Here is a 23,721-nt window from a genome sequence, read left to right on the forward strand (position 1 = left end):
TATCCTGGTAGAAGGAGTACCTGGCAACAGGGTCCGGGCGGCCGCACGCTGGAGGCATGACGACGATGGCCCAGGAGACACGCGCGCGCGAGGCCCAGCGGATCCGCGAGACCCGGGGAAACGGTGAGGTCCAGGGAAACCGCGAGGTCCCGCGGGTCCGTGAGGCGGGGGAGGGCCGCGAGTCGCGCGCGGCCGGCGGCTCGGAGATCCGGCGCCACGAGCTGGCCGCCTTCCTGCGCAGCCGCCGTGAGCGGATCACGCCCGAGCAGGTGGGTCTCCCACGCGGAGCGCGCCGCCGGACGCCGGGGCTGCGTCGCGAGGAGGTCGCCCATCTCTCGGCGGTGGGCGTCACCTGGTACACCTGGCTCGAACAGTCCAGGGACATCCAGGTCTCGGTCCAGGTGCTGGACGCCCTCGCCCGCACACTGCTGCTCGACCCGAGCGAACGGGCGCACCTCTTCCAACTGGCCGCCGCGACCGACCCGACCCCCGCCTCGTCGTGCACCGGGGTCACCGACGCCGTACGCGAGGTGCTCGACCAGCTCGACCCGCTGCCGGCCTGCGTCCAGAACAGCCGCTACGACATCCTGGCCTACAACCGCACCTACGCCCGTCTGCTCTGCGACCTGGACGCGATCCCGCCCGAGGACCGCAACTGCATGATCCTCGTCCACACCCACCCGCAGTGGCGCGAGTCGGTCGTCCACCTCGACGAGACCATGCGTCTGATGGCCGCGAAGCTCCGCGCCTCCATGGCCGGCCATCTCACCGAGCCCGCCTGGAAGATGCTGGTCAAGCGGCTCCAGGCGGAGTCCCCCGAGTTCCGCGAGAACTGGGAGCGCTACGAGGTCGTCGCGACCCGCAGCAAGACCAAACAGTTCCGCAACCCGCACGTCGGCCTCCTGGACCTCACCCACACCGACCTCTGGCTGAGCCCGGAACTCGGGGCGCGGCTGGTGACGTACGCACCGGCGGACGAGGTGACGCGGGAGCGGCTGGAGAAGCTGTACGCGTTCGCGCAGGTGTCTTCCGCGGAGGCCGAGGAGGGCGGTGGGACCGCGGAGATCGCCGAGGTCACCGAGGCCGTGGAGCGCAGGGTCAGGCGCTGAGGCTCGCGGCCTCCCGGACCTCCGGCGACTCCAGCCGCCGCGCGGTCCGTTCCGCCGTCCGCCGGGCCCAGGACCCGGTGGTCACGGCGCCCAGGACGAGAACGACGGCACCGCAGCCGGTGAGGATCCACCAGCCGGGGACGGCGGCGGAGACGAAGGTGGCGCGGTACGCCGAGGTGCTCACGCCCGCCGCCAGGACCGCGCCGATCACCGCGACACCCAGCGTCTGGCCCAGTTGGCGGCTGGTGGAGGCGACCGCCGCCGCGACGCCCGCCTGACCGCGTGGCATGCCGGACACCGCCGTGTTCGTGATCGGCGCGTTCACGAACCCGAAGCCCACGCCGAACAGCACGTACCCGAGGAACAGCGTCACGTCGGAGGTCTCCGCCTCGAAGACGGCGAACAGCAGCCCGCTCGTCGTGATCGCGGCGCCCGAGATCAGCAGCGGCAGCCGCGGTCCCCGGCTGCCGACCAGCCGCCCGGACAGCGGGGCGCACAGGAACATCGGCACGGCCATGGGCAGCATCCACAGCCCGGCGTGCAGGGCGTCGAGGCCCCGCACGTTCTGGAGGTAGAGCGTGGACAGGAACAGGAACCCGCCCAGCGCGGCGAACGCGGCGACCGCGACCACGGTCGCCCCACTGAACGGGACCGACCGGAAGAAGCGCAGGTCGACGAGCGGTTCAGCGCGCCGGGGCTCGTACCGGAGCAGGCCGATCAGCGAGGCCAGCGCCACCGCGGCGAAGGGGAGGCTGGTCGAGGCGCCCGCCTCCGGCGCCTCGATGATCGCGTAGGTGAGGGGGCCGAACAGGGCGATGACCAGCAGCTGGCCGACCGGGTCGGGGCGGCGGGCCTTCGGCGCGCGGGACTCGGGGACGTACCGCAGGGTCGCCAGCAGGGCGACCAGGCCGATCGGCAGGTTGAGCCAGAAGATCGACCGCCAGCCGACGGACTCCACCAGGAGTCCGCCCAGCAGCGGCCCCGCGGCCATCGAGATGCCCACGACCGCACCCCACACCCCGATGGCGCGGGCCCGCTCGCGGGGGTCGGTGAACGTGTTGGTGATGATCGACATGGCGACCGGGTTCAGCATGGAGCCGCCGACCGCCTGCACCATCCGGGCCGCGACCAGCAGCTCCAGGTTCGGGGCGAGCGAGCACAGGAGCGAGCCGATCGTGAAGACGACCAGCCCGGCCATGAAGACCTTCTTGCGGCCGATCCGGTCGGCGGTCGATCCCGCCAGCATCAGCAGCACCGCCAGCACGAGCGTGTACGCGTCGATCGTCCACTGGAGGCCGGCGGTGGAGGCGTGCAGATCGCTCTGCATCGCGGGCAGGGCGACGTTGAGGACGGTGACGTCGAGGCTCACGATCAGCAGGCTCATGCAGCAGATCGCGAGCACCAGGAGCCGTCGGCGAGGGCTGAGCTCGGGCATGCGGTTCATCGTAGCCGACATCAATAGTGCGCCTAACTAATGGTCGATACATGGGATGCCTGCGGTCGCGGGGGTGGTGACGGTTGCGAGTGCGAGGTCCGGGGCTGCGGGTGGAGGTGGGGTGTGTGTGGGGGGGAGTGGGGTGGGGGCGCGTGCACGGGTGAGGGGGAGGGGGCGGGGAGGGAGTCGGGTGCGGGAACCTGCGGCCGGGCACACCGTCCGATGCGTGACAATGGGTGGATGCCCACGACCGCGCCCACGCAGAACGCGACCCTCCGGATCGGCCCGCACACCGTCACCCCGCCGGTCGTCCTGGCCCCCATGGCCGGGATCACCAACGCTCCCTTCCGGACCCTGTGCCGGGAGTTCAGCGGGGGCAAGGGCCTGTTCGTGAGCGAGATGATCACGACCCGGGCGCTGGTCGAGCGCAACGAGAAGACCATGCAGCTGATCCACTTCGACGCGACCGAGAAGCCGCGCTCGATCCAGCTGTACGGCGTCGACCCGGCGACCGTCGGCAAGGCCGTCCGCATGATCGCGGAGGAGGGCCTCGCCGACCACATCGACCTGAACTTCGGCTGCCCGGTCCCCAAGGTGACGCGGAAGGGCGGCGGCTCCGCGCTTCCCTTCAAGCGCCCTCTGCTGCGCGCGATCCTGCGCGAGGCGGTGAGCGGGGCCGGCGACCTGCCGGTGACGATGAAGATGCGCAAGGGCATCGACGACGATCACATCACCTACCTCGACGCGGGCCGTATCGCCGTCGAGGAGGGCGTCACCGCGATCGCGCTGCACGGACGCACCGCCGCCCAGCACTACGGCGGCACCGCCGACTGGGAGGCGATCGCCCGCCTGAAGGAACACGTCCCGGAGATCCCCGTCCTCGGCAACGGCGACATCTGGTCGGCCGAGGACGCCCTACGCATGGTGCGCGAGACCGGCTGCGACGGCGTGGTCGTCGGACGCGGCTGCCTCGGCCGGCCCTGGCTCTTCGCCGACCTCGTGGCCGCCTTCGAGGGACGGACCGAGGACATCGCCCGGCCCTCGCTCCGCGAGGTCGCCGACGTCATGGTCCGGCACGCCACCCTGCTCGGCGAGTGGATCGGCGACGAGCCGCGCGGGGTCATCGACTTCCGCAAGCACGTCGCCTGGTACCTCAAGGGCTTCGCGGTCGGCTCCGAGATGCGCAAGCGGCTGGCCATCACCTCGTCGCTCGCCGAACTCCGGGCCGGTCTCGACGAGCTGGACCTCGACCAGCCCTGGCCCACCGGCGCCGACGGCCCCCGGGGCCGCACCTCCGGCAACAACCGGGTCGTGCTGCCGGACGGCTGGCTGAAGGACCCGTACGACTGCGCGGGCATCAGCGAGGACGCGGAACTGGACACCTCGGGCGGCTGACGCGACGCCCCGCCCGGCGCTCAGCCCGTCGTCGGGTGCGGGGTCGAGCCGTACGCCTTCAGGAACCTGTCGCGGAAGGAACTCATCTTCCACACCGGGGCGTCGTGGGCCGGCTTCAGGCCGTCCGTCCAGTTCCAGGCGGCGATCTTGTCGAGGACCTTCGGGTCCTTGGCGACGATCGAGACCGGCACGTCCCGGCTCGCGTTGTTGCCGCTGACCCGGCTGATGGGTTGGTGGTCGCCGAGGAACACCAGGACGGTGTCGTCGGTGCCGTAACGCTCCAGCCACTGGGTCAGGGCGGTCACCGAGTACTGGATGGACCTGCCGTACTCCTTCTTGGACTTGTCGGAGTCGGCGATGACGTCGGACGCCTTCTCGCCGTCCGCCTGGATGTCCTCGAAGACCGAACCGTCGCCGAGCTCGTCCCAGCCGACCATCTTCGGGATCGGCGCCCAGGGCTGGTGACTGGAGGTCAGGATGATCTCCGACATCAGCGGCTTGTCGCGGTCGGTGCGGCCGTGCTCCAGCCGCTGGAACGCCTCCAGGGCGTACTGGTCGGGCATGGTCGACCAGCTGAACTTCGGACCCTGGTAGCCCATCTGGAAGGCGTTGTAGACCTTGTCGAGGCCGTAGAACTTCTGCTCCGGCCAGCCCTTCTGCACGCCCGGCATGATGCCGACCGTGTCCCAGGCGCCGGTCTTCTGGAACACCTTGGTCAGGGACAGGTGGTCGCTGGCCATGACCGTGCGGTACCGCTGCTGGGTGTCGACCCACAGGCCGGACAGGGTGGTGGAGTGGCCGAGCCAACTGCTGCCGCCGTACGTCGCCGAGGTCAGCCAGCCGCTCTTCGCGCTGAAGCCGGCCTTCGTCAGGGCCGCGGTGCTGGTGCTCAGCGTCTCGTCGACGCCCGGCGCCATGCCCGGGTCCTCGACGGCGCTGCGGCCGTAGCTCTCGATGAAGGCGAAGATGACGTCCTTGCCGCGCAGGTCCGGCACGAGCTGGGCGGCCGGGGTGGCCCCGAACGTGTCGCTGCGGGCCACCTTCCCGAACGTCGCTTCGTCCTGGAGGGTCGCCCGCACCCGCCTGGCCTCGGAGGTGAGCGAGTTCACGACCTGGTCGGAGGCGACCGGCAGCCCGGCGAACTGGACCCCGAGGACCGAGCAGGTGATCCAGACGGTGCCCGCGATCAGCGTGCCCCGGGTCGCCCGCCGGGTGTCGCGCACCAGGAGCCCGCTCAGCCGGACCGTGGCCAGCGCCATGACGGCCATGATCAGTACGACGAGGATGATCAGCCCGATCGTCGCGGCCAGCGCGACGGTCCCGCCCATCGAGTCCGCCACGTAGGACTGCGCGTCGTCCAGCAGGATCCAGTCCAGGACCAGGTCGAACGGGCGGCCCAGGTACTCCACGAACTGCATGTCGAGCACGTTCAGTATGGTCAGCGCGCCGAGGGCCGCGCCGGCCAGCGCCGCCAGCGCCACCCGGGGCCGGCGCGGCAGCGCCAGCAGCGCGGCCGCTCCGATGATCGCCTCACCCGGCAGCCGCACGAACCGGCTCAGGTGCAGCGCGAAGAGACGATTCGGCATGGACAGCGCCCCGAACACGAGCAGCAGAGAAGCGACGGTCGCCGCCCACCACACCACCCGAGCGGCCCGCGGATGCCGCCCCCGCCACCCGCGCCAGTACGAGACCCGCGCCCGAATCCCCCGAGGCTCGACCACCTCGGCGTACTCACCGGCCTCGGTGTCCTCGGTGTTCTCGGTGTTCTCGGTGTCTTCGGTGGCTTCTGTGCGCTTGCCGGGCCCGACCAGCTCGGCGGGCTTGCCGACCTCGCGGTCCTCGGCGGCCTCGCGGTCCTCGGCGTCCTCGGCAGGTTCGGCGGGGTCGCCGGGCTCGGTGGACTCAGTGGGCTTGTCGGGCTCGGGGGCCTCGGTGGGGTCGGCGGACTCGCCGACCTCGGTGGGGTTGCCGACCGCGTCGGGCTCGCCGGGGGCGGCCGGGGTCCGTTCCGATGGGATCTCGGCTGACGCGGTCTCCGCCGGCAGGGTCTCGGGGTCTTGCGGTGTGGGCGGCTGGGATGAGCGAGTGGTGACAGGCACCCGAGGGTCCTTCCGTACGAAGCCCGGCGGTTCGGGGGATCCGGCATGGGGCCGGATCCGCCACAGTTTCGTACGGCCTGCCTTGGGCTCGCGTTCAGCCGCCCTCGGCCAGCGCTCGGCAAACACCGCGCAAACGGCGCGCCAAGCAGCCGGTCACGCGCCCCCGACCGCCGTGAGCAGCGCCAACGGGGCCGCCGCCGAACGGGACTCCCGTACACACGCGTGCGGGTACGGTACCGGCTCCGCGTGGGTGTCACGGCCGTAGCCCGCGAGAACCTCGGGGAGACGGTGCCCGGTCGCGGTCGCCGCGTCGACCAGCGCATGGGCGACCGTCCGGGCCTCGTCGTGCAGGCCGTAGCGGGCGAGGCCCAGCGTGATCAGCGCGTTGTCGTGCGGCCAGACCGAACCGCGGTGGTAGGAGAGCGGGTGGTAGGCCGGCTGCCCGGACGCCAGGGTGCGTACGCCCCAGCCGGAGAAGAAGTCCGGTTCCAGCAGCCGCCGGCCGACCAGCTCCCCGTACTCCTTGTCCAGCAGGCCCGACCAGAGCAGATGCCCGGCGTCCGAGGCGAGCGCGTCGACCTGGCGGCCCTCGCCGTCCAGGGCGATCGCCGGGAAGGAACGCTCCCGCATCCAGAAGTCCCGCTGGAACCGGTCCCGCAGGTCGGCGGCCGCCTGTTCCAGCAGGGCCGCGTACTTCTCGTCCTCCCACACCGTGCGCGCCACCCACGCCGTGCGGCGCAGCGCGTCGTACGCGTAGCCCTGGGCCCCCGCCGCCATCACCGCTCCGGTCGCGCGGGTACCGTCCGCGGAGCAGATGGCGCCGGGGGAGTCCTTCCAGTTCTGGTTGGCCAGACCGCCCTGGTCGGCCCGGTACACCAGGTAGCCGCGGGAGGTGAGCCCGCCGTGGTCCAGCATCCAGCCGATCGCCGCGCGGGCGTGCGGCTCCAGACGGCGGGCGAGCGTCACATCACGGGTCTGCTCGACATACGCGCCGAGGAGGACCAGGAACAGCGGGGTCGCGTCCACCGAGCCGTAGTAGCGGCCGTACGGGACCTGCTCGAAGTGGGCGAGCTCGCCGTGCCGCACCTCGTGCACGATCTTGCCGGGCTGGGACACCGTACGCGGGCCGGTCTCGGTGGCCTGGGCCGCGGCGAGCGCGAGCAGCGTGGCGGCGGCCGGGCGGGGCCGGTAGGGGAGGGTGAACAGGGAGGTGAGCAGGGCGTCACGGCCCAGCAGGGTCAGGAACCAGGGGGCGCCCGCCGCCGGGACGCGCAGCTCCTCGCCGTCCGGCCCGGTCGCCTGGACCTGGAGCGAGGCCAGGTCCGCGAGACCGCGCGCACAGGCCGCGGCCAGCTCGGGCCAGCCGGTCGGGAAGGCCACGCCCTCCACGAACTCGCCTTCGTGCGCGAGGAGTTGTCCGGTGACCGAGGCCGGTGAGCGGGGCACCCGCAGGGCCCGCTTCTCGCCGTGCGGCCGGGCCATCACCCGCAGGGTCAGCTCGGCGGAGCCGTGCGGTTCGAGCTCCAGCTTCCACACCAGCCGGCGGGCGCCGGTGCCGGTCTCCTCGATGCCGTCCGGCACGGGCTCGGCCGTCACCGTCGTACAGGACTTCCACTCGCCGCGCCGGTAGGTGAACTCCACGCCGTCGTCGAGGATCTGGCGGCGGCGGACGACGCCGGTCTTCGCGTACGTACGGTGGTCGGAGCGCAGTTCGAACTGGTCGGTGAAGTCGGCGTCGGCGGTGACCGCGAGACGGACCGTCGTCGGCACCGGGCGGTTGCTGACCACTCGCAGCGATTCCACGAACGAGCTGTCACCGACGGCCTGTTCACGGAACAGCGTGCAGGACGGCGGCTCGTTGCGGCCGCCTCGCGGGACGAGCACGCACCGCGTGGTGTCCCCGTCCGCGACCGGCGAGAGCACCTCCGGCACGGCGCCGTCGACCGTCAGCTGCCAGCGGCTGAGGTGCCGGGCGTCCCGGACGAACAACCCCTCGGGGGATCCCGCGGCCACCCCGGAGCCCCGTACGCCGCTGATGTCCCCGCGGTCGCCCACGGCGGCGAACGTCCCGCCGTACACGAGCAGATGATGTCGGTCCGTCATCCCCGGTCCCCTCCCTTGAGAGCCGTGATACCCGTGCCGGCCGGGATTCCCGGGCCGGCCATGACACCCGTGCCTGACGTGGTGTCGTCGTGCAGCAGGTCGAGCGTGAGCGCCGCGGTCCAGCTGAAGCCGGTCGCGCCGCAGGCCTCGCCGGTGTACGGGTCGACGTACTCCGCGAAGTCGGAGGTGTCCGCGATGTCCAGAACGGCCCCGCGCAGCGCGTCCGCACCGGCCTGGTCGCCGTGCAGCCTCAGGCCCCGTTCGAGCAGCCAGCTCGTGTTGAACCAGGCCGGGCCGCGCCAGTAGCGGTGCGGGTCGAAGGCCTCGCCGAGCAGGTCGTAGCTGGGTGCGAGGCGGGTGGTGGTGCCCAGGCCGAAGTGCGGGCCGCGCAGGGTGCCCACGAGAGCGGCGGCCACCTCGCGGGGCAGGCCCGGCAGCAGAAGGGGGACGAGGCCGGAGACGCCCCGCTCCGGGACGAGGGCGCCGGTGAGCGGGCGCCGGCCCGGGTCCGGATCCCCGCCGCGCAGGTCACGGCAGAAGAACATGCCCTCCGCCGGGTCCCACAGCCGCTCGACGAGCGCCGCCGTGAGCCGCTCCGCGCGCGCGTGCCGGGCCGTGCCGGTCGCGCCCAGCTCGTGCGCGATACGCGCGAGGGCGTGCTCGGAGGCGATGAGCAGCGCGTTGAAGGCGGGATCCTCGACGGCGAACTCCGCGCCCCCGGCGCCGCCCCGGCCCCCCGCACCGGACGCGTCCTCGTAGCCACCGCCCAGCTTCCGCCCGTCCCGCGGCCTGCCGTCCTCGTCCCGACCGTCCTCATCCTGGCCGCCCTGCTCTCGACCGTCCTGCTCCCGCCCGTCCTGGGGCCGGCCGTCGCGGTGTCCGCCGTCCCGTACCCGGCCGTCGCCGTGTCCGCCGTCCCGCACCCCGCCTTCGCCGTACGCGCTGTCGCGCACTCCGCCGTCGCGGTATCCGCCGTCCCGGTACTCCGTGGCCAGCCGGACGTACCGCCCGTAGTCCAGGTCCGTCGGACGGTCCTCGGGCGCCCCGTGGTCGAGGTCGGCGCGCCGGAAGGAGCGGGCCGGGGCCGGGGCGACCCGGGAGAGCGGCGCGTCCCAGCTCGGCGCGTTGTCCATGCCCTGCTCCCACGGATGGACGACGGACACCAGCCCGCCCCCGCCCAGGTCGCGCCGGTGCAGCAGATAGCGGTGCCAGGCGGCCAGCCGGGGGTACACCCGGGTGAGGAAACCGCGGGCGCGCGAGAGTCCCGGGTCGGCGCAGTGCACCAGCCAGGCCGCGAGCGCGTGCACCGGTGGCTGCACGATGCCGGAGGTCTGTACGGTGCGCGGGGCGCCCGCAGCGCGCCCCGCGGTCGAGGAGCGCCAGAAGTCCGGGCTCGGGAAGTACGCGTCGAGCGGCACGGAGGGGTTGAACACGATGTGCGGGATGCGTCCGTCGTCCCACTGGGCGGCCAGCAGCGTCTCCAGCTCCGTCTGCGCCCGGCGCGGCGAGACGTGCCGCAGGCCGATGGCGATGAAGGCCGAGTCCCAGGACCACTGGTGCGGGTACAGACCGGGTGAGGGAACCGTCGACGTACCCGTCCAGTTGCCCGCCAGCACGCTCGCCGCCCTGCGGCGCAGAGCGCCGAGGTGCGGAGTACCGGGTGCCGGGGCCCCGAGCTGCGGCGGACCCGGTGGACCCGACGGATCGTATGCAACGGCGTACTCCGCCGGGCGGGCGATGAGCTGGGCGGTGCGATCCACTCGGGGCTCCCCGAAGACGACAAGGCCGACCGGTTCGGCAGTGGCTACCATAGGGTTACGTCTATTTAACACGCAAAACTCAATATGTAATGCAGGCTTGAGAAACACAAGGGGGTGCGCATGACGGGACGAGGCCAGGCCAGCTCCGGAGATCTGCTCGAACTGGTGCGCAGGGGACGGGCGACGACACGTGGTGCCCTCCAGCAGGCCACCGGCCTCTCCCGCGCCACCGTCGGCCAGCGCCTGGACCGGCTCTTCCGCGCCGGCTGGCTGCGCGAGGGGGCCGGCGGCCCGGTCGACTCCCCGCTGGGTGGCCGTCCCTCGATCACCCTGGAGTTCGACGACGCCCACGCCGTCGTCCTGGCGGCCGACCTGGACACGCGGCACGCGCGCGCGGCCGTGCTGACGCTGACCGGGGAGATCCTGGCCGAGCACGGCGGCACGCTGGTCATCGAGGACGGGCCGGACGCGGTGCTCGGCGAGCTGGGCGGCTGGTTCGCCGAGCTGCTGGAGAAGGCGGGCCACCGGCCGGACGAAGTGTGCGGCATCGGACTCGCCGTGCCCGGCCCGGTCGACAGCGAGACCGGCCGGGTCGTCCAGCCGCCGATCATGCCCGGCTGGGACGGCTACGACATAAGGGGCCGGCTGTCCCGCGCCTTCACCGAACGGACGGCGGGCGGGAACGCGGGCGGATACGGCGGCGCGGTCGCGGTCCCCGTCCTCGTCGACAACGACGCGAACCTCATGGCGTACGGCGAACAGCGCACCGGATACGCCGACTGCTCGGCGTTCGTGCTGGTCAAGGTATCGACAGGCATAGGCGCGGGGGTCGTGGTCGGCGGCTCGATCTTCCGCGGCATCGACGGCGGGGCCGGCGACATCGGGCACATCCGGGTGGGCGCGGAGGCGCTGTGCCGCTGCGGTTCCTACGGCTGTCTCGCGGCGGTCGCCAGCGGTGGCGCCGTGGCGCGGAGGCTGGCGGAGTCGGGTGTCCCGGCGTCCTCGGGATCGGATGTGCGCGATCTGCTCGCGGCCGGTCACCCGGAGGCGGCCGCCCTGGCCCGTGAGGCCGGGCGCCGGGTCGGGGACGTACTGGCGACCGTCGTGACGCTGCTCAACCCCGGGGTTCTGATGATCGCCGGAGATCTGGCCGGAACCGCCTTCCTGACGGGTGTGCGCGAGTTGCTCTACCAGCGCGCGCTGCCCCGCTCCACGGCCCGCCTCGATGTGGTGACCTCGCGGCTGGGGGAGCGGGCGGGCCTGGTGGGAGCGGGTGCGCTGGTCGTGGAGCACCTGTACGCGCCGGAGCGGGTCGAGGAGCGGTTGCTGGCGCTCGGGGTGTGAGGGACGCTCGTGTGACGGGACTCCCGGGAACCCCCGGGATCCTCGTGTGACGAGCAGGTTTCCATCCCTGGACGGGTCTTCGGGTGCGTCCGCATCGTGAAATCGGGGCGTCCGCACAAGGCTGATTCCAGCGTGATTCTCGCCACCCCTGAGGGGGGCAGTGCTCAGATGAGCGAATCAAGGGCGACTGCACTTCTCCAAGGGGTGGCACTCAGTGCCACCCCTTGATCGTTCATCGATCGAAATCAATCGTGCCGCACAGTGCTCATCTGAGCGTAATATGGGGCATGCGAGAGGCCGTCGGGAGGTGCTTGCGTTCAAGAAGTGAAAACATCGACGGCCGTGCGCTTGCCAAGCCTTGACTTTCGATCCGCTGGCGGACGGTTGGTTACGGGCACATGACGCGCGAGTGGACGTACCCAGGAGCCTTCGATCTGGGTATGTTCCTGGCCGTCAGGGCAGCCACCGCGTCCTCGAGGAGTCGAGACCCGTGTCGGAAAACAAAGATCTCCAGGTAGCCGAGCAGGCCGCGACCGTTGAGGGCGTGAAGTTCGTCTACGACTTCACCGAGGGCAACAAGGACCTCAAGGATCTCCTCGGCGGCAAGGGCGCGAACCTCGCCGAGATGACCAACCTGGGCCTTCCGGTCCCTCCGGGCTTCACCATCACCACCGAGGCCTGCAAGGTCTACCTCGACAGCGGCGAGGAGCCGGCGGCACTGCGTGACGAGGTGAGTGCGCACCTCGACGCGCTGGAGCAGCGCATGGGCAAGAAGCTCGGCCAGGCCGACGACCCGCTGCTGGTCTCGGTCCGCTCCGGCGCCAAGTTCTCGATGCCCGGCATGATGGACACGGTCCTCAACATCGGCCTCTCCGACAAGTCGGTCCAGGGCCTCGCCAAGCAGGCAGGCGACGACCGTTTCGCCTGGGACTCCTACCGCCGCCTGATCCAGATGTTCGGCAAGACGGTCCTCGGCGTCGACGGCGAACTCTTCGAGGACGCGCTGGAGGCCGCGAAGACCGCCAAGAAGGTCACGGTCGACACCGAGCTGGAGGCGGCCGACCTCAAGAAGCTGGTCACCAAGTTCAAGCGGATCGTCAAGACCGAGGCCGGCCGCGACTTCCCGCAGGACCCGCGCGAGCAGATGGACCTCGCCATCCACGCGGTCTTCGACTCCTGGAACACCGACCGCGCCAAGCTCTACCGCCGCCAGGAGCGCATCCCGGGCGACCTGGGCACGGCCGTCAACGTCTGCTCGATGGTCTTCGGCAACCTGGGCCCCGACTCGGGTACCGGCGTGGCGTTCACCCGCGACCCCGCCTCCGGCCACCAGGGCGTGTACGGCGACTACCTCCAGAACGCCCAGGGCGAGGACGTGGTGGCGGGCATCCGCAACACCGTCCCGCTCGCCGAGCTGGAGACGATCGACAAGAAGTCGTACGACCAGCTGATGCAGATCATGGCGACGCTGGAGAACCACTACAAGGATCTCTGCGACATCGAGTTCACCATCGAGCGCGGTCAGCTGTGGATGCTCCAGACCCGCGTCGGCAAGCGCACGGCGGGCGCGGCCTTCCGCATCGCCACCCAGCTCGTCGACCAGGGCCTGATCGACGAGGCCGAGGCGCTCCAGCGGGTCACCGGCGCCCAGCTCGCCCAGCTGATGTTCCCGCGCTTCGACGACGAGGCGAAGGTCCAGCAGGTCGGCCGGGGCATCGCGGCGTCGCCGGGCGCGGCGGTCGGCAAGGCGGTCTTCGACTCGTACACGGCCGTCAAGTGGTCCCGCTCCGGCGAGAAGGTCATCCTGGTCCGCCGGGAGACCAACCCCGACGACCTGGACGGCATGATCGCGGCCGAGGGCATCCTGACCTCGCGCGGCGGCAAGACCTCCCACGCGGCCGTGGTGGCCCGAGGCATGGGCAAGACCTGTGTCTGCGGCGCCGAGGAACTCGAGGTCGACACCAAGCGCCGCCGGATGACGGTCCCGGGCGGTCATGTGGTGGAGGAAGGCGACCTGATCTCGATCGACGGGTCGTCGGGCAAGGTCTACCTGGGCGAGGTCCCGGTGGTCCCGTCCCCCGTCGTGGAGTACTTCGAGGGCCGGATGCACGCGGGCGCCAACGACGCCGACGAACTGGTCGAGGCGGTCCACCGGATCATGGCCTTCGCGGACCGGAAGCGCCGTCTGCGGGTCCGGGCCAACGCGGACAACGCCGAGGACGCGCTGCGCGCCCGCCGCTTCGGCGCCCAGGGCATCGGCCTGTGCCGTACGGAGCACATGTTCCTCGGCGACCGTCGTGAGCTGGTCGAGCGCCTGATCCTCGCGGACACGGAGACCGAGCGCGAGGAGTCGCTGAAGGCACTCCTGCCGCTCCAGAAGCAGGACTTCGTGGAGCTGTTCTCCGCGATGGACGGCCTCCCGGTCACGGTCCGGCTCCTGGACCCGCCCCTGCACGAGTTCCTGCCCGACATCACCGAGCTGTCGGTCCGGGTGGCCCTGGCGGAGTCCCGTCAGGAGCCCCACGAGAACGAACTCCGGCTCCTCCAGGCCGTCCACCGCCTGCACGAGCAGAACCCGATGCTGGGCCTGCGCGGCGTACGTCTCGGCCTGGTCATCCCCGGCCTGTTCACCATGCAGGTACGGGCGATCGCCGAGGCCGCCGCCGAGCGCAAGACGGCGAAGGGCGACCCGCGCGCGGAGATCATGATCCCGCTGGTCGGCACCGTCCAGGAGCTGGAGATCGTCCGCGAGGAGGCCGACCAGGTCATCGCGGAGGTGGAGGCGGCGACCGGCGTCCAGCTGAAGCTCTCGATCGGCACGATGATCGAGCTGCCGCGCGCCGCGCTGACCGCCGGTCAGATCGCCGAGGCGGCGCAGTTCTTCTCCTTCGGCACGAACGACCTGACCCAGACGGTGTGGGGCTTCAGCCGCGACGACGTCGAAGCCTCGTTCTTCACGGCCTACCTGGAGAAGGGCATCTTCGGCGTCAGCCCGTTCGAGACGATCGACCGGGACGGCGTGGGCTCCCTGGTGAAGCTGGCGGTGGAGGCCGGCCGCGCCACCCGCCCCGACCTGAAGCTCGGCGTCTGCGGCGAGCACGGCGGCGACCCGGAGTCGGTCCACTTCTTCCACGAGGTGGGACTCGACTACGTCTCCTGCTCACCGTTCCGGATCCCGGTGGCGCGGCTGGAGGCGGGCCGGGCGGCCTCGCAGTCGACGGGCAGCGACCACCGCTGACGCCCCGATGACCCCGGAGCCGCCGCCGGTCCCCGACCCTCACCGATCGGCGACGGCCCCGGCGCACCACGGAGGACGGCACCCTGTGCGGGGGTGCCGTCCTCTTGCGTTGTCCGTGCGCGTCGTCCTCCCGCGAGATCCGCATGCGCTGATCAATTCACGCAGGTCAATGGGGCACTCCTAATGAACACCAAGGAAAAAATGCAAGGTTGTTTTCACAGCATGTTTTCGCGCATTGAATTCCGAGTTTCTCTCGGGCCCTGACGGTGCGTGTCAAGTTCCTTCTCGTCGGGCGGCGGGATCGCTCAGGGTGACGACCCTGCCGGTGACGACAACGGCACGCCCCCGGCACCCCCCACCCTCTCGCCCCGCACCGCCTTCCGCCGTTTCTGGCCCATGACCAAGGGGCTGCGAAGCCGGCTCGTGGGTGTCTGGCTCTGCACCGTGCTGGGCGCGCTCGCGGAGACCGCCGCGATCCTGCTGTTCGGCGACCTCACCGACAACGCGCTCCAGAACGCGGCCCAGTGGCTCGGCATCGCCGTGGTCGGCGCGGCCGTCGGGTACGCGGGTGGCTCCCTCGCCGTCCGGGTGTCGGAACGGTTCGTGATGCGCCTGCGCGAGCACGTCTTCGACCATGTGCGGAAACTGCCCCCGCGCTTCTTCCAGCGCCACCGCCAGGGAGATCTCCTCTCCCGGCTGACCGGCGACGTCGAGGCGATCGAGCAGATCGCCGTCTCCGGGCTGATCGGCACGGCGTCCGCGATGTTCAGCGCCGTCGTCTACGCGGCGGCGGCGTTCTGGCTGCGCTGGGAACTCGCGGCGGCGACCTTCGTCCTCGCCCCCTCTTCTGGCTGGCCGCCCGGAGGTTCGCCGCCGGTGTCCGGTCCGTCGCACGCGAGGGCCGGGGTCGCCGACGGCACGGTCACCTCCGTGGTGGAGGAGTCGCTCGGCAACCTCGTCCTCACCCAGGCGTACGGCCGCCAGGACGCCGAGCGGCGCCGGTTGAGCCGGGAGGCCACGGCGTGGTTCCGGGCCGCCGTCCGCTCGGGGGGACGCTTACGCGTGGGTGGCGTCCTGAGGTGCAGGGCCAGGTGTCGGTGGCGCGAGGGTGGCTTTTTTTGTGGCGACGTGGCTGGAAGTCGATCGCCTGATGTGATGGTTGTGGGGCGATAGATCGTTTCTGTCAACTTACGTGCCGCTACAGTCCGTTACTACCAGCGATGGTTGCGTCGCTGATGGTTACGGGAGGCATGCATGAAGAGGGCAGTGCTCGGCTTGGCTGCGGTTGGTCTGATGTTCGGCGGGGTGGTGGCGGCGCCTGCTACGCCTGTAGGGGGAGAACTCCCGGCCTTTGAGTCGACTGGCGTTGAGTTCAGCAGCGGGAAGTACAAGTTCAACCGGCCCGGGACCAACCATGGAGCCTTTGAGTGGTGGGGACAGCTCACGGACACGTCTCCCGGTGATCGCCATAACGTCTACGCCGAAGTCAAGGTTCAGGGCCACGACTGGGTTCGCTACTACGGCAAGCAGGGGCGTTCTGTCCGACTGCACAAGTCCAACTGGGATGGGGCGCAGCGCTACACGGCAAAAGTGAGGTTCCGAGTGTGCCGAGACCGTGGTGCACTTCGCCCGAACAACTGCGCGCCGGTGCGACTCTACACGCACGACTGGGACCGTGGCTGAGCCTGTCCGACTTCCCGAGCCCAGGTACGTCTACCCGGGCTCGGGCTCCTGATGGGAGAACGCGATCAATACGTCAGAAGTCCTGTCCGCCAAAGGAGTCGACCTCTTCTATGGTGAAACGTCAGCTGTCCTAAATGCGAACATCTCCTTGGGGCGGGGAGACGTCGTGGCAATTACCGGTCAGAGCGGGTCCGGAAAATCTTCACTGTTGTATTGCCTAGCTGGAGTTTTGCCGGTGGCCCGTGGTGAGGTCTGCTTCGAAGGGCGCTCGTTCGGTGCTCTCGATGACGAGGAAATCAGTGCCATTCGCCGAGAACGCTTCGGATTCGTGTTCCAGTATGGCGAACTCCTGCCGGAGTTGACTGTGGAGGAGAACGCTGCCCTGCCGCTGCGCCTAGCTGGGCAGCGCAAGGCGGAGGCGTTGACCGCGGCCGGTGAAGTGCTGGAGCGGCTGGGGCTTGCCGACCTTCGGCAGCGACGGCCTTCACAGGTTTCTGGTGGGCAGAGTCAACGAGTGGCTGTCGCACGTGCATTGGTGCACCGACCGACCGTCGTGTTCGCCGATGAACCCACTGGCTCGCTCGACAGCGGCAATGCTGAGGCTGTGCTAGACGAATTCCTCGGCCTGGCGCGGTCGCAGGGGACAGCTGTAATTCTTGTCACGCATGATGCACAGGTGGCAGCTAGGGCCGATTACCTCTACACCATGTGCGACGGTGTGCTTACAGCTCAGGTGCGGGAAGCGTCGTGAAGGAACTTCTTCTGGGTTTGCGGTTGTTGGTGGGGAGCGGTCGAGGCAACCGTGTGCGCTTTCTACTCATGACAGTCGGAAGCGCGATCGGTGTGTGTTGTCTGGCTGTAGTGCTAGCGATTCCGGGAATCCTAGCCGCACAAGATGCCCGGAAGGCGGATCGCGAGCCGGATTGCTCGAATGGAAGGGGCAGTTGCGCCTCAACAGCGAGTAGAGCTCCTGGCTTGGCCCTCACCCGAATGGACCCCTACGGTTCAGAACCCCTGACCCGGATCTTCGTGGCTCAGACAGGCGTGGCACCCATCACCCCGCCACCTGGGCTGCCTGAACTTCCGGGCCCCGGTGAGGTGTTCGTGTCCCCTCGGCTGCACGAGCTGCTGAACAGAGATCCCGGCCTTTCTCAACTTCTGCCCGGGGACGAGGTCGGCCTCATCTCCGCCCAGGGGCTGGCCCAGCCTGACGAGCTTTACGCGTACGTCGGCGCCAGACCCGAAGAGCTGAAGGGGGGTGGCCACTTGTCGGAGTTCGGTTGGAAATATGCGCGCTTCCCGACCGTGGAGCCCTCCACGCTCGACATTTTGCGCTTCACCTTGGCCGGTGTCGTACTGCTGCCGCTGGCAGTTTTCCTTTCCGTGTGTGCCCGGCTGTCCGCCGCTTCCCGTATGAGGCGGCTGGCCGCGTTGCGCCTGCTCGGGCTGAGCGCAAAGGGCACACAGCGTGTCAACGCGGCCGAGACCGTCGCTGCCGCGCTGCTGGGAGCCGTGCTCGGTCTGGGTGCCTATTGGGTCATCAACCAATTGGTGGCGCGGATGGGGCTGCCCGGGTTCAAGTGGTACCCGGCCGATGGTGCGCTGCCCGGGACGGCGCTCCTCGTCTGTCTGGTGGGTTGTCCGGCGTTGGCCTGGTTCGTAGGTCGGGTCGGAGCGAAGAAGGCCGCGGCCAACCCGCTGGCCGTGCGGCGCAGCGCCGTGGAGAAGCCGCCGCGTCTGTGGGGCCTGCTCCCGCTTGTTCCCGGACTGGGCATCGTCATCGGATACTGCGCGGCCGGCGCGACGGGGAATGTACCCACGGACACGTCGTTCTCCGCGATCCTGATGCCGCTCGCCGTCGTGCTGGTCGGTACTGGCCTCGTGCTGTCGTTGCCGATCCTCTCGCGCGTGCTGGCCCGGACAGTTGCCCGGGTCACGAGTTCGCTGTCTCTGGGTCTCGCCATGCGCCGCAACGAAGTGGAACCGGGCGGTGCTCTCCGCGTGGCGACCGGCCTGGTGTTGCTGGTCTACGCGGCGTCACTCACGCAGGGCGTGCTCATCGAGCTGAACCAGGTCTCCAAGAACACCTCGCCGGTTCAGCTCTACACCATGGCGCTAGACGATGTTCCCGAGAATGAGGAGCGGGCTCTCACCCAGGTCCCGGGCGTCCGTAGCCACGCCATTCAGGCGCAGTCGTGGACGGAACCCAGCAGCGAGGTGTTGACGAGTATCAGTGCCGTGATCGCCACTTGCGGGCAACTGCGCAGGATGGCGTCCTTGGTCGAGAACTGCGTCGACGGACGTCCCGCCCGGCTGATGGTTCAGGGTCACACGTACGACGAGGCCAGCAAGCCGGGAAAGAGCTTTCCCTTTCACTTGCGTAACTCCGAAGGCGAGCGCCGGGTCGTCAACGTGGAAGTGCCGCGTCAGACGATCAAGTATCACGACGACACGGCAGCACAGATGGTCAGCAGCGGCGCTGTTCTGATTCCACCGTCCCTGTTCCCCGCCGGTTTCCGTCCTGAGGACCGAGCCACCCTCAAGCTCCTCAGCAGCGCCGCCCCCGGGACCGTTCGCTCCGTACTCGAAGGCATCGCCGGGGTCGACCCCACGATCGAGGTCGAGACGGACGGCGTGGACGCCGCCGCTCTTCAGCAGATCACCGTCATCAAGACCCTCCTCGCCGTAGGCATGATCCTGGGCCTGATCATCGGGGTGGCGGCGTACCTCGTTGCCGCCACCGATCGAGCTGTGGAACGCCGACCGCAGGTCACTGCCCTGGCGTTGCTCGGGGCCAGGCCTCGGACACTCCGTGCCGTTCAGGTCGCGCAGGTTGTGTTGCCCCTGGCCGTCGGGCTCGTGCTCGCGGTGGTGACCGGGAAGATGGCGGAGTCCAGTTACCTGGTGACCGGTGGCGGGGCCGTCTTCTGGGACGGGGCCGGGCTGCCGCTGCTTCTCGCCTCCGCGCTCGGTGTTGTGGTCGTCGCCGCGCTCGGCGCGCTGCCCCTGATCGGGCGGCGGATCGATCCGGAGTTGATTCGGCGCGATTGATGGGTGGCGGTCGGATGTGGATGGGGGCGGCACCCTGTGTGAGGGTGCCGCCCTTTGTGGTGGTGGGGGTCAGGGTTTCGGCAGGGTGGACAGCCAGGTGGTCAGGAGGTGGTTGGTTTGTTCGGGGTGTTCCTGTTGGAGCCAGTGGCCGCAGTCTTCGAGGATGTGGGATGAGGAGAGGCCGGGGAGGGTCGCGGGGAACGCTTCGATCGCGGCGGCCAGCCAGGTCGTGGAGGCGTCGAGGGCGCCGCCGATGAACAGGGACGGCTGGGTGATCGGGGCGCCGTTGAAGGGCGTGAGGTCCGCCCAGTCGCGGTCCATGTTGCGGTAGCGGTTCAGGGCGCCGGTCAGGCCGGTTCGCTCGAACTCCGCCGCGTAGACGTCGAGATCCTCCTCGGTGAGCCAGGCGGGGAGCCCCCCGGTGGGGAAGCGGTCGCGCAGCTTTCCGCCCCGGGTGACGAAGTGGGGGTCCGGGGAGCCCGCCGCCGGCATGGTGTCCGCGGACAGGGCGGCGTAGAAGCCGGTGAGCCAGCCTCGTACGTCGGGCTCGATCTCCGCCTCGGCGCGGCCGGGTTCCTGGAAGTAGGAGACGTAGAACTCCTCTTCCCCGCCCGTCGCGCCCATCTGAGCGAAGACCTCGCTCGGCATCGGTCCGCCCGGTGGGGTGTAGGGGACGCTCAGCAGACCCACCGCGTGGAAGACGTCCGGGCGCAGCAGGGCGGAGTGGGCGGCGATCGTCGCGCCCCAGTCGTGGCCGACGATCGTCGCCGACCCCTCACCCAGGGCGTGCACGACCGCGGCGTTGTCCGCCACCAGTTCCCGCATGCGGTACGCGTCCGTGGGCCGGGGTTTGGAGGAGCGGCCGTAGCCGCGGACGTCGAGGGCGGCCGCGCGGTACCCGGCCGCGGCCAGTGCCGGCAACTGGTGACGCCAGGAGTACCAGGATTCGGGGAAGCCGTGTACGAGCAGGACCAAGGGGCCCTCGCCCTGCTCCACCACGTGGACACGGCCTGCGGGCGAGGGGACCAGGCGGTGTTTCACGTCGTTCGCGGTCTGCTGCGGCATCGACCCTCCGAGACTTGAGATCGTCTATCGGTCCCGAGGGTGCGGTCCCGGCGAGCGCGTCGCGAGTTCTGTTGCCGGTTCGGCAAACGGCCGGCGGTCGCCGAGGCGTACCGGGTCCACGACTCCGGCGGCGGCTCGCGACTTCGTTCCCTCTTCCCCTCTTCCTATTCGCAGCCCACACCGTCGCCGTCGCGGTCCAGGTGGCGCCCGTAGCCCGGGTCGCCCACGCGGACCGGGGCGGCGCCGGCCGCGCGGGCGGCCGTGCAGTTGGCGTAGTAGGCACTTCCGGAGTCGGCGGAATCGGCTGAGTCGGCGGAATCGGCTGAGCTGTCGGACTCGTCGGATCCGGCCCCGGAGCCTGCTTCGTTCGCCGCCGCCTTCGCCGTGACCGTCTTCGTCACCTTCACCGTCTCCGTCGCCGTGACGGTCACCGTGCCCGCCGGCTCGGGGACGGCGGTCTCCGTCGTCGTGGTCGTCACGGTCACCGTGGGCTGCGGTTCGGCGGACGTCGGCTTCGCCTCCGTCGTGGTGCCGCCGTCGGCTCCGCCGATGCCCGCGCCGAGGAACAGGGCCAGGGCGAGGGCGGGCAGGACGTACCTCTTCCTGGCCCACCGGGGGGTGGGGTTCTGGGTGGGTGCGGTGGTGTACGGGTTGCTGCTGCTCATGTGTCCCCCCGAGCTGTGGTGTGAGGGGACGACGGTATGGGCGTTTTGCTCGGGGTGTGGGAGGAGTGGCCGTTCTGTTACTTTCTGTGCGCATCACCCCGGTCGCCGGGGAGGGGCGGCACCCGCGCTCGTCGAGTGCCGCCCCGGCGGGCCGGACGGTTCGTCAGATGGAGACCGCTACCGCCGTGAACGTCGTCTCCGGGAGCTGCGGGCTGGTGAAGCGCGCGTTGACCAGGTACAGGCGGTCGCCGTAACGGGCGGCCGTGGTGGGGACGTCGAAGCGGGGGTCGGTGATCGTGCGGGTGAGCGTGGCGGTGGTCGCCGTGCGGTCCAGGGACCAGACGCTGATCAGGTTCAGACGGTTCTGGACCACGTACAGCGTGCGGCCGATGCGGTAGAGGCCGTCGCCGTTCACCACGTCCGACGCGCCGACCAGCGTGATCCTCGTGGCGTGACCGGTCCTGAGGTTCACGTTGTACAGCTCGCCGGGTGTGCTCTTGACGACGATCAGACCCCGGCCGTCCGGTGTGCCGACGATCCCGTTGGCGTTGTTCACGTCGGGGAGCTGGACCCAGTCGCCGATGAGCGGAAGGGCACGGATCCCGCCGTCGGTCCGGCCGCGCGGGACGCCGTACAGCACGGCGTCCCGTGAGTCGGTGAACCAGGCCCGGTCGCCGAGCAGGGTCACGTCGTTGATGAAGTGGCCTGCGGCCGGGCTGAGTTGGTGGGTTGTCAGCAGCTCGCCGGTGCGGGAGTCGATCACGCGCGCCACTCCCGTGCTGCCCGCCACGTACAGCAGGCCGTCGTGGTCGAGCTTCAGGCCGACCGACACCTGGCCGGTGCCGCCCGCGTACAGGACCGTGCCCTCGCCGGTGCGCAGGTCGGTGCGGAGGATGCCGCCGTCGGCGCGGGAGCCCTGGTAGGCGTACGGCTTGCTGCCGATGGCGATGCCCTCGGGGAGCCAGCCGTCGGGGAGGGAGTACTCGGTCGGCCAACCCGCCTCACCGGTAAGGAACTTCGCGGCATCGGCAGGGGAGTTGGCCGCGGTCGCGGCGGGGGCCGCCGCAGCCGTCAGGGTGAGGGCGGCCAGGGCCGCGCCGCCGAGGACGGTGCGGCGGGACGGGGTGGGGGCGGGCGTGGGAGCGGGGATCATGGTTACGTGCCTCCGTGAGTGGGGTGCGGGCGGCGAACGGCGTAACTCTGCGAACGGTGTGATCTTCGAACCGGTGTGACCCTGCCAACGATGTGACTCTGCCGACGGCGTGACTCCGCGTACGGCGCGACACGGCGAACCGTGGCCATGCCCGGTGGGGCCGTGGCCGCCGGTGTGTGGTCTCACTCCGCTTGGACTTCGTTGGCGAGTAACGAGCCGCCGCCCGACCGCGTTCCTCCGTTCTGCTGTCGAGTTCCTGTCAATCCTGGCCCGGCCCGAGCCGAAGTGCCTGCCCCAGGCGTCCCTATGTCCGGAACGGCCCCTTCACCTCGTAGGTGATCCCGCCCGACGAGCTGCCGCTCGTGCCGCGCTGGCTGGAGAAGTACAGACGGGTGCCGTCCGGGGAGAAGGCCGGGCCCGTGATCTCGGAACCCGACTGGCCGTCGACGCGCAGGAAGGGCGCGACCACGTCGTCGGGGGTGATGAGGCAGATGTCCATGGTGCCGCCGTCCTCCGCCACGAACAGGTCGCCGGAGGCGGAGCCCGTGACGTTGTCCACCCCGGTGAGGGGAGCCGTGCCGGACGTCACCAGCGAGTCGTCGTAGGCGAGTTCGATCGTCTGGGCGGCCGCGTTGTACTGCCAGACCCGGTTGTCGCCCTTCGTCGTGAACCAGCAGGTGTCGTCGGCGTAGTGGCAGCCCTCGCCACCGTTGAAGCGCTTGGCGCCGGAGACCTGGTTGCGGGTGGCGGTGGCACCGGTCGGGTCGGGCACCGGGGACCAGGTCACGGGGCCGCTCGTCGCCGTGCCGGCCACGAGGACCTCCAGCGTCCCCGAGGACAGGTCGCCCCAGCTCGTCGGCCGGAAACGGTAGAAGCAGCCGTCGGTCACGTCCTCGGTCAGGTAGAGCACCTCGCGGACCGGGTCGGCTGCGGCCGCCTCGTGCTTGAAACGGCCCATCGCGTCCCGGCGGACCGCCGCCTTCGTGCCCCAGGGGTCGGTCTCGTAGACGTACCCGCGATCGACCTCCTCGCAGGACAGCCAGGTGTTCCACGGCGTCTTGCCGCCCGCGCAGTTCTGGCGGGTGGCGGAGAGGATGCGGTACGCGGCCGTGATCGTCCCCGTCGCCGAGAATCTCACCGCGCTCGCACCGCCCGACGGGTTGATCTCCGAGTTGGAGACGTAGATCCAGCCCGTGCCGTCCGCGTAACAGGCTCCGCCGTCGGGGGCGTTGTGCCAGGCGTACGAGGTCCCGGACACCGTCTGGCCGGAGCGGGCGATCACCCGGCTGGTGAAACCGCTCGGGAGCCGGATGCCGTTGGCGTCGGCCGTGCCGAGGGCCCCGTACGGGCCCGCGCCGGGCTGGGCCGGGGCGGCGTGGGCGGCGCCGCGCCAGAGGGTTCCGCCGAGTACGGCGGAAAAGCCGCCGATCGCGGCCGCACGCAGGAAGGTACGACGTTCCACGCTCACTCCCAGGGGTGGTGTGGTGAACCGGCCCGCCCGCCGGTCCCGGCGACGGGGTCGTTCAGGGTCGTGCGCTGCCGAACGCTAGAAGCGCAGGGTAGCCATGTCGTGGACATGTCGTAACGGGGAGATGCGGGATGGGTGACCGGGAGCGCCGTA

16 protein-coding genes are annotated in these 23,721 nt (G+C 70.4%); 8 read left to right on the forward strand and 8 right to left on the reverse strand.

Features of this window, described 5'->3' with window-relative positions:
- The first annotated feature begins 56 nt into the window (after positions 1-56).
- A complete protein-coding gene (locus tag OHU34_RS28235) occupies positions 57-1,109 on the forward strand; it encodes a helix-turn-helix transcriptional regulator (protein ID WP_405768883.1) in 1,053 nt (350 codons plus the stop codon).
- Here OHU34_RS28235 and OHU34_RS28240 read toward each other — a convergent pair.
- Positions 1,099-2,544: an MFS transporter gene (locus OHU34_RS28240; RefSeq protein ID WP_405768886.1), complete on the reverse strand. Its 1,446-nt coding sequence runs from the start codon at positions 2,542-2,544 to the stop codon at positions 1,099-1,101. The two genes, OHU34_RS28235 and OHU34_RS28240, sit on opposite strands and share 11 nt — an antisense overlap.
- 240 nt (positions 2,545-2,784) lie before the next feature.
- Between OHU34_RS28240 and dusB the strand changes: the two genes are divergently transcribed.
- Positions 2,785-3,939, forward strand: coding sequence for a tRNA dihydrouridine synthase DusB (gene dusB / locus OHU34_RS28245; protein ID WP_142264215.1), 1,155 nt, complete (start codon positions 2,785-2,787; stop codon positions 3,937-3,939).
- 20 nt (positions 3,940-3,959) lie between these two features.
- Here the strand turns inward: dusB and OHU34_RS28250 are convergent, their stop codons facing one another.
- From OHU34_RS28250 to OHU34_RS28260, 3 genes are all read right to left on the reverse strand, one after another.
- Entirely contained in the window at positions 3,960-6,038 is a 2,079-nt protein-coding gene (locus tag OHU34_RS28250) for a CDP-alcohol phosphatidyltransferase (protein ID WP_405768888.1), read from the reverse strand.
- 153 nt (positions 6,039-6,191) lie between these two features.
- Entirely contained in the window at positions 6,192-8,141 is a 1,950-nt protein-coding gene (locus OHU34_RS28255; RefSeq protein ID WP_142264213.1) for a glycogen debranching N-terminal domain-containing protein, read from the reverse strand.
- Positions 8,138-9,901, reverse strand: a complete 1,764-nt coding sequence (locus tag OHU34_RS28260) for an MGH1-like glycoside hydrolase domain-containing protein (RefSeq protein ID WP_230195785.1) — start codon at positions 9,899-9,901, stop codon at positions 8,138-8,140. Before OHU34_RS28260 ends, OHU34_RS28255 begins: the two co-directional genes overlap by 4 nt.
- 120 nt (positions 9,902-10,021) lie before the next feature.
- Here OHU34_RS28260 and OHU34_RS28265 point away from each other — a divergent pair, with 120 nt between their 5' ends.
- From OHU34_RS28265 to OHU34_RS28290, 6 genes are all read left to right on the forward strand, one after another.
- The gene (locus tag OHU34_RS28265) at positions 10,022-11,245 is read left to right on the forward strand and encodes an ROK family protein (protein ID WP_230195786.1); all 1,224 of its coding nucleotides are present in this window, start codon (positions 10,022-10,024) and stop codon (positions 11,243-11,245) included.
- Positions 11,246-11,735: 490 nt separating this feature from the next.
- Positions 11,736-14,483, forward strand: coding sequence for a pyruvate, phosphate dikinase (ppdK, locus tag OHU34_RS28270; RefSeq protein WP_142264210.1), 2,748 nt, complete (start codon positions 11,736-11,738; stop codon positions 14,481-14,483).
- A 270-nt stretch (positions 14,484-14,753) separates the two neighbouring features.
- Positions 14,754-15,656 carry an ABC transporter transmembrane domain-containing protein gene (locus OHU34_RS28275; RefSeq protein ID WP_405768894.1) on the forward strand — a complete coding sequence of 301 codons (903 nt, stop codon included), beginning with the start codon at positions 14,754-14,756 and terminating at the stop codon, positions 15,654-15,656.
- 81 nt (positions 15,657-15,737) lie between these two features.
- Positions 15,738-16,166 carry a hypothetical protein gene (locus OHU34_RS28280; protein ID WP_230195787.1) on the forward strand — a complete coding sequence of 143 codons (429 nt, stop codon included), beginning with the start codon at positions 15,738-15,740 and terminating at the stop codon, positions 16,164-16,166.
- A gap of 64 nt (positions 16,167-16,230) precedes the next feature.
- Positions 16,231-16,917, forward strand: coding sequence for an ABC transporter ATP-binding protein (locus OHU34_RS28285; RefSeq protein WP_230195811.1), 687 nt, complete (start codon positions 16,231-16,233; stop codon positions 16,915-16,917).
- 239 nt (positions 16,918-17,156) lie between these two features.
- Positions 17,157-19,217, forward strand: coding sequence for an FtsX-like permease family protein (locus OHU34_RS28290; protein ID WP_405772397.1), 2,061 nt, complete (start codon positions 17,157-17,159; stop codon positions 19,215-19,217).
- Between the two features lie 69 nt (positions 19,218-19,286).
- Here OHU34_RS28290 and OHU34_RS28295 read toward each other — a convergent pair whose 3' ends face one another.
- The 4 genes from OHU34_RS28295 to OHU34_RS28310 form a co-directional block, all read right to left on the reverse strand.
- Positions 19,287-20,282, reverse strand: a complete 996-nt coding sequence (locus OHU34_RS28295; protein ID WP_405768897.1) for an alpha/beta fold hydrolase — start codon at positions 20,280-20,282, stop codon at positions 19,287-19,289.
- Between the two features lie 164 nt (positions 20,283-20,446).
- A complete protein-coding gene (locus tag OHU34_RS28300) occupies positions 20,447-20,947 on the reverse strand; it encodes an excalibur calcium-binding domain-containing protein (protein ID WP_142264205.1) in 501 nt (166 codons plus the stop codon).
- A gap of 163 nt (positions 20,948-21,110) precedes the next feature.
- Positions 21,111-22,100, reverse strand: coding sequence for an SMP-30/gluconolactonase/LRE family protein (locus OHU34_RS28305; RefSeq protein ID WP_405768900.1), 990 nt, complete (start codon positions 22,098-22,100; stop codon positions 21,111-21,113).
- A gap of 304 nt (positions 22,101-22,404) precedes the next feature.
- Positions 22,405-23,562, reverse strand: a complete 1,158-nt coding sequence (locus OHU34_RS28310; protein WP_142264203.1) for an alkaline phosphatase PhoX — start codon at positions 23,560-23,562, stop codon at positions 22,405-22,407.
- Positions 23,563-23,721 lie beyond the last annotated feature (159 nt).

It is taken from the genome of Streptomyces sp. NBC_00080 (assembly GCF_045041255.1).
Lineage (GTDB): Bacteria > Actinomycetota > Actinomycetes > Streptomycetales > Streptomycetaceae > Streptomyces > Streptomyces coriariae.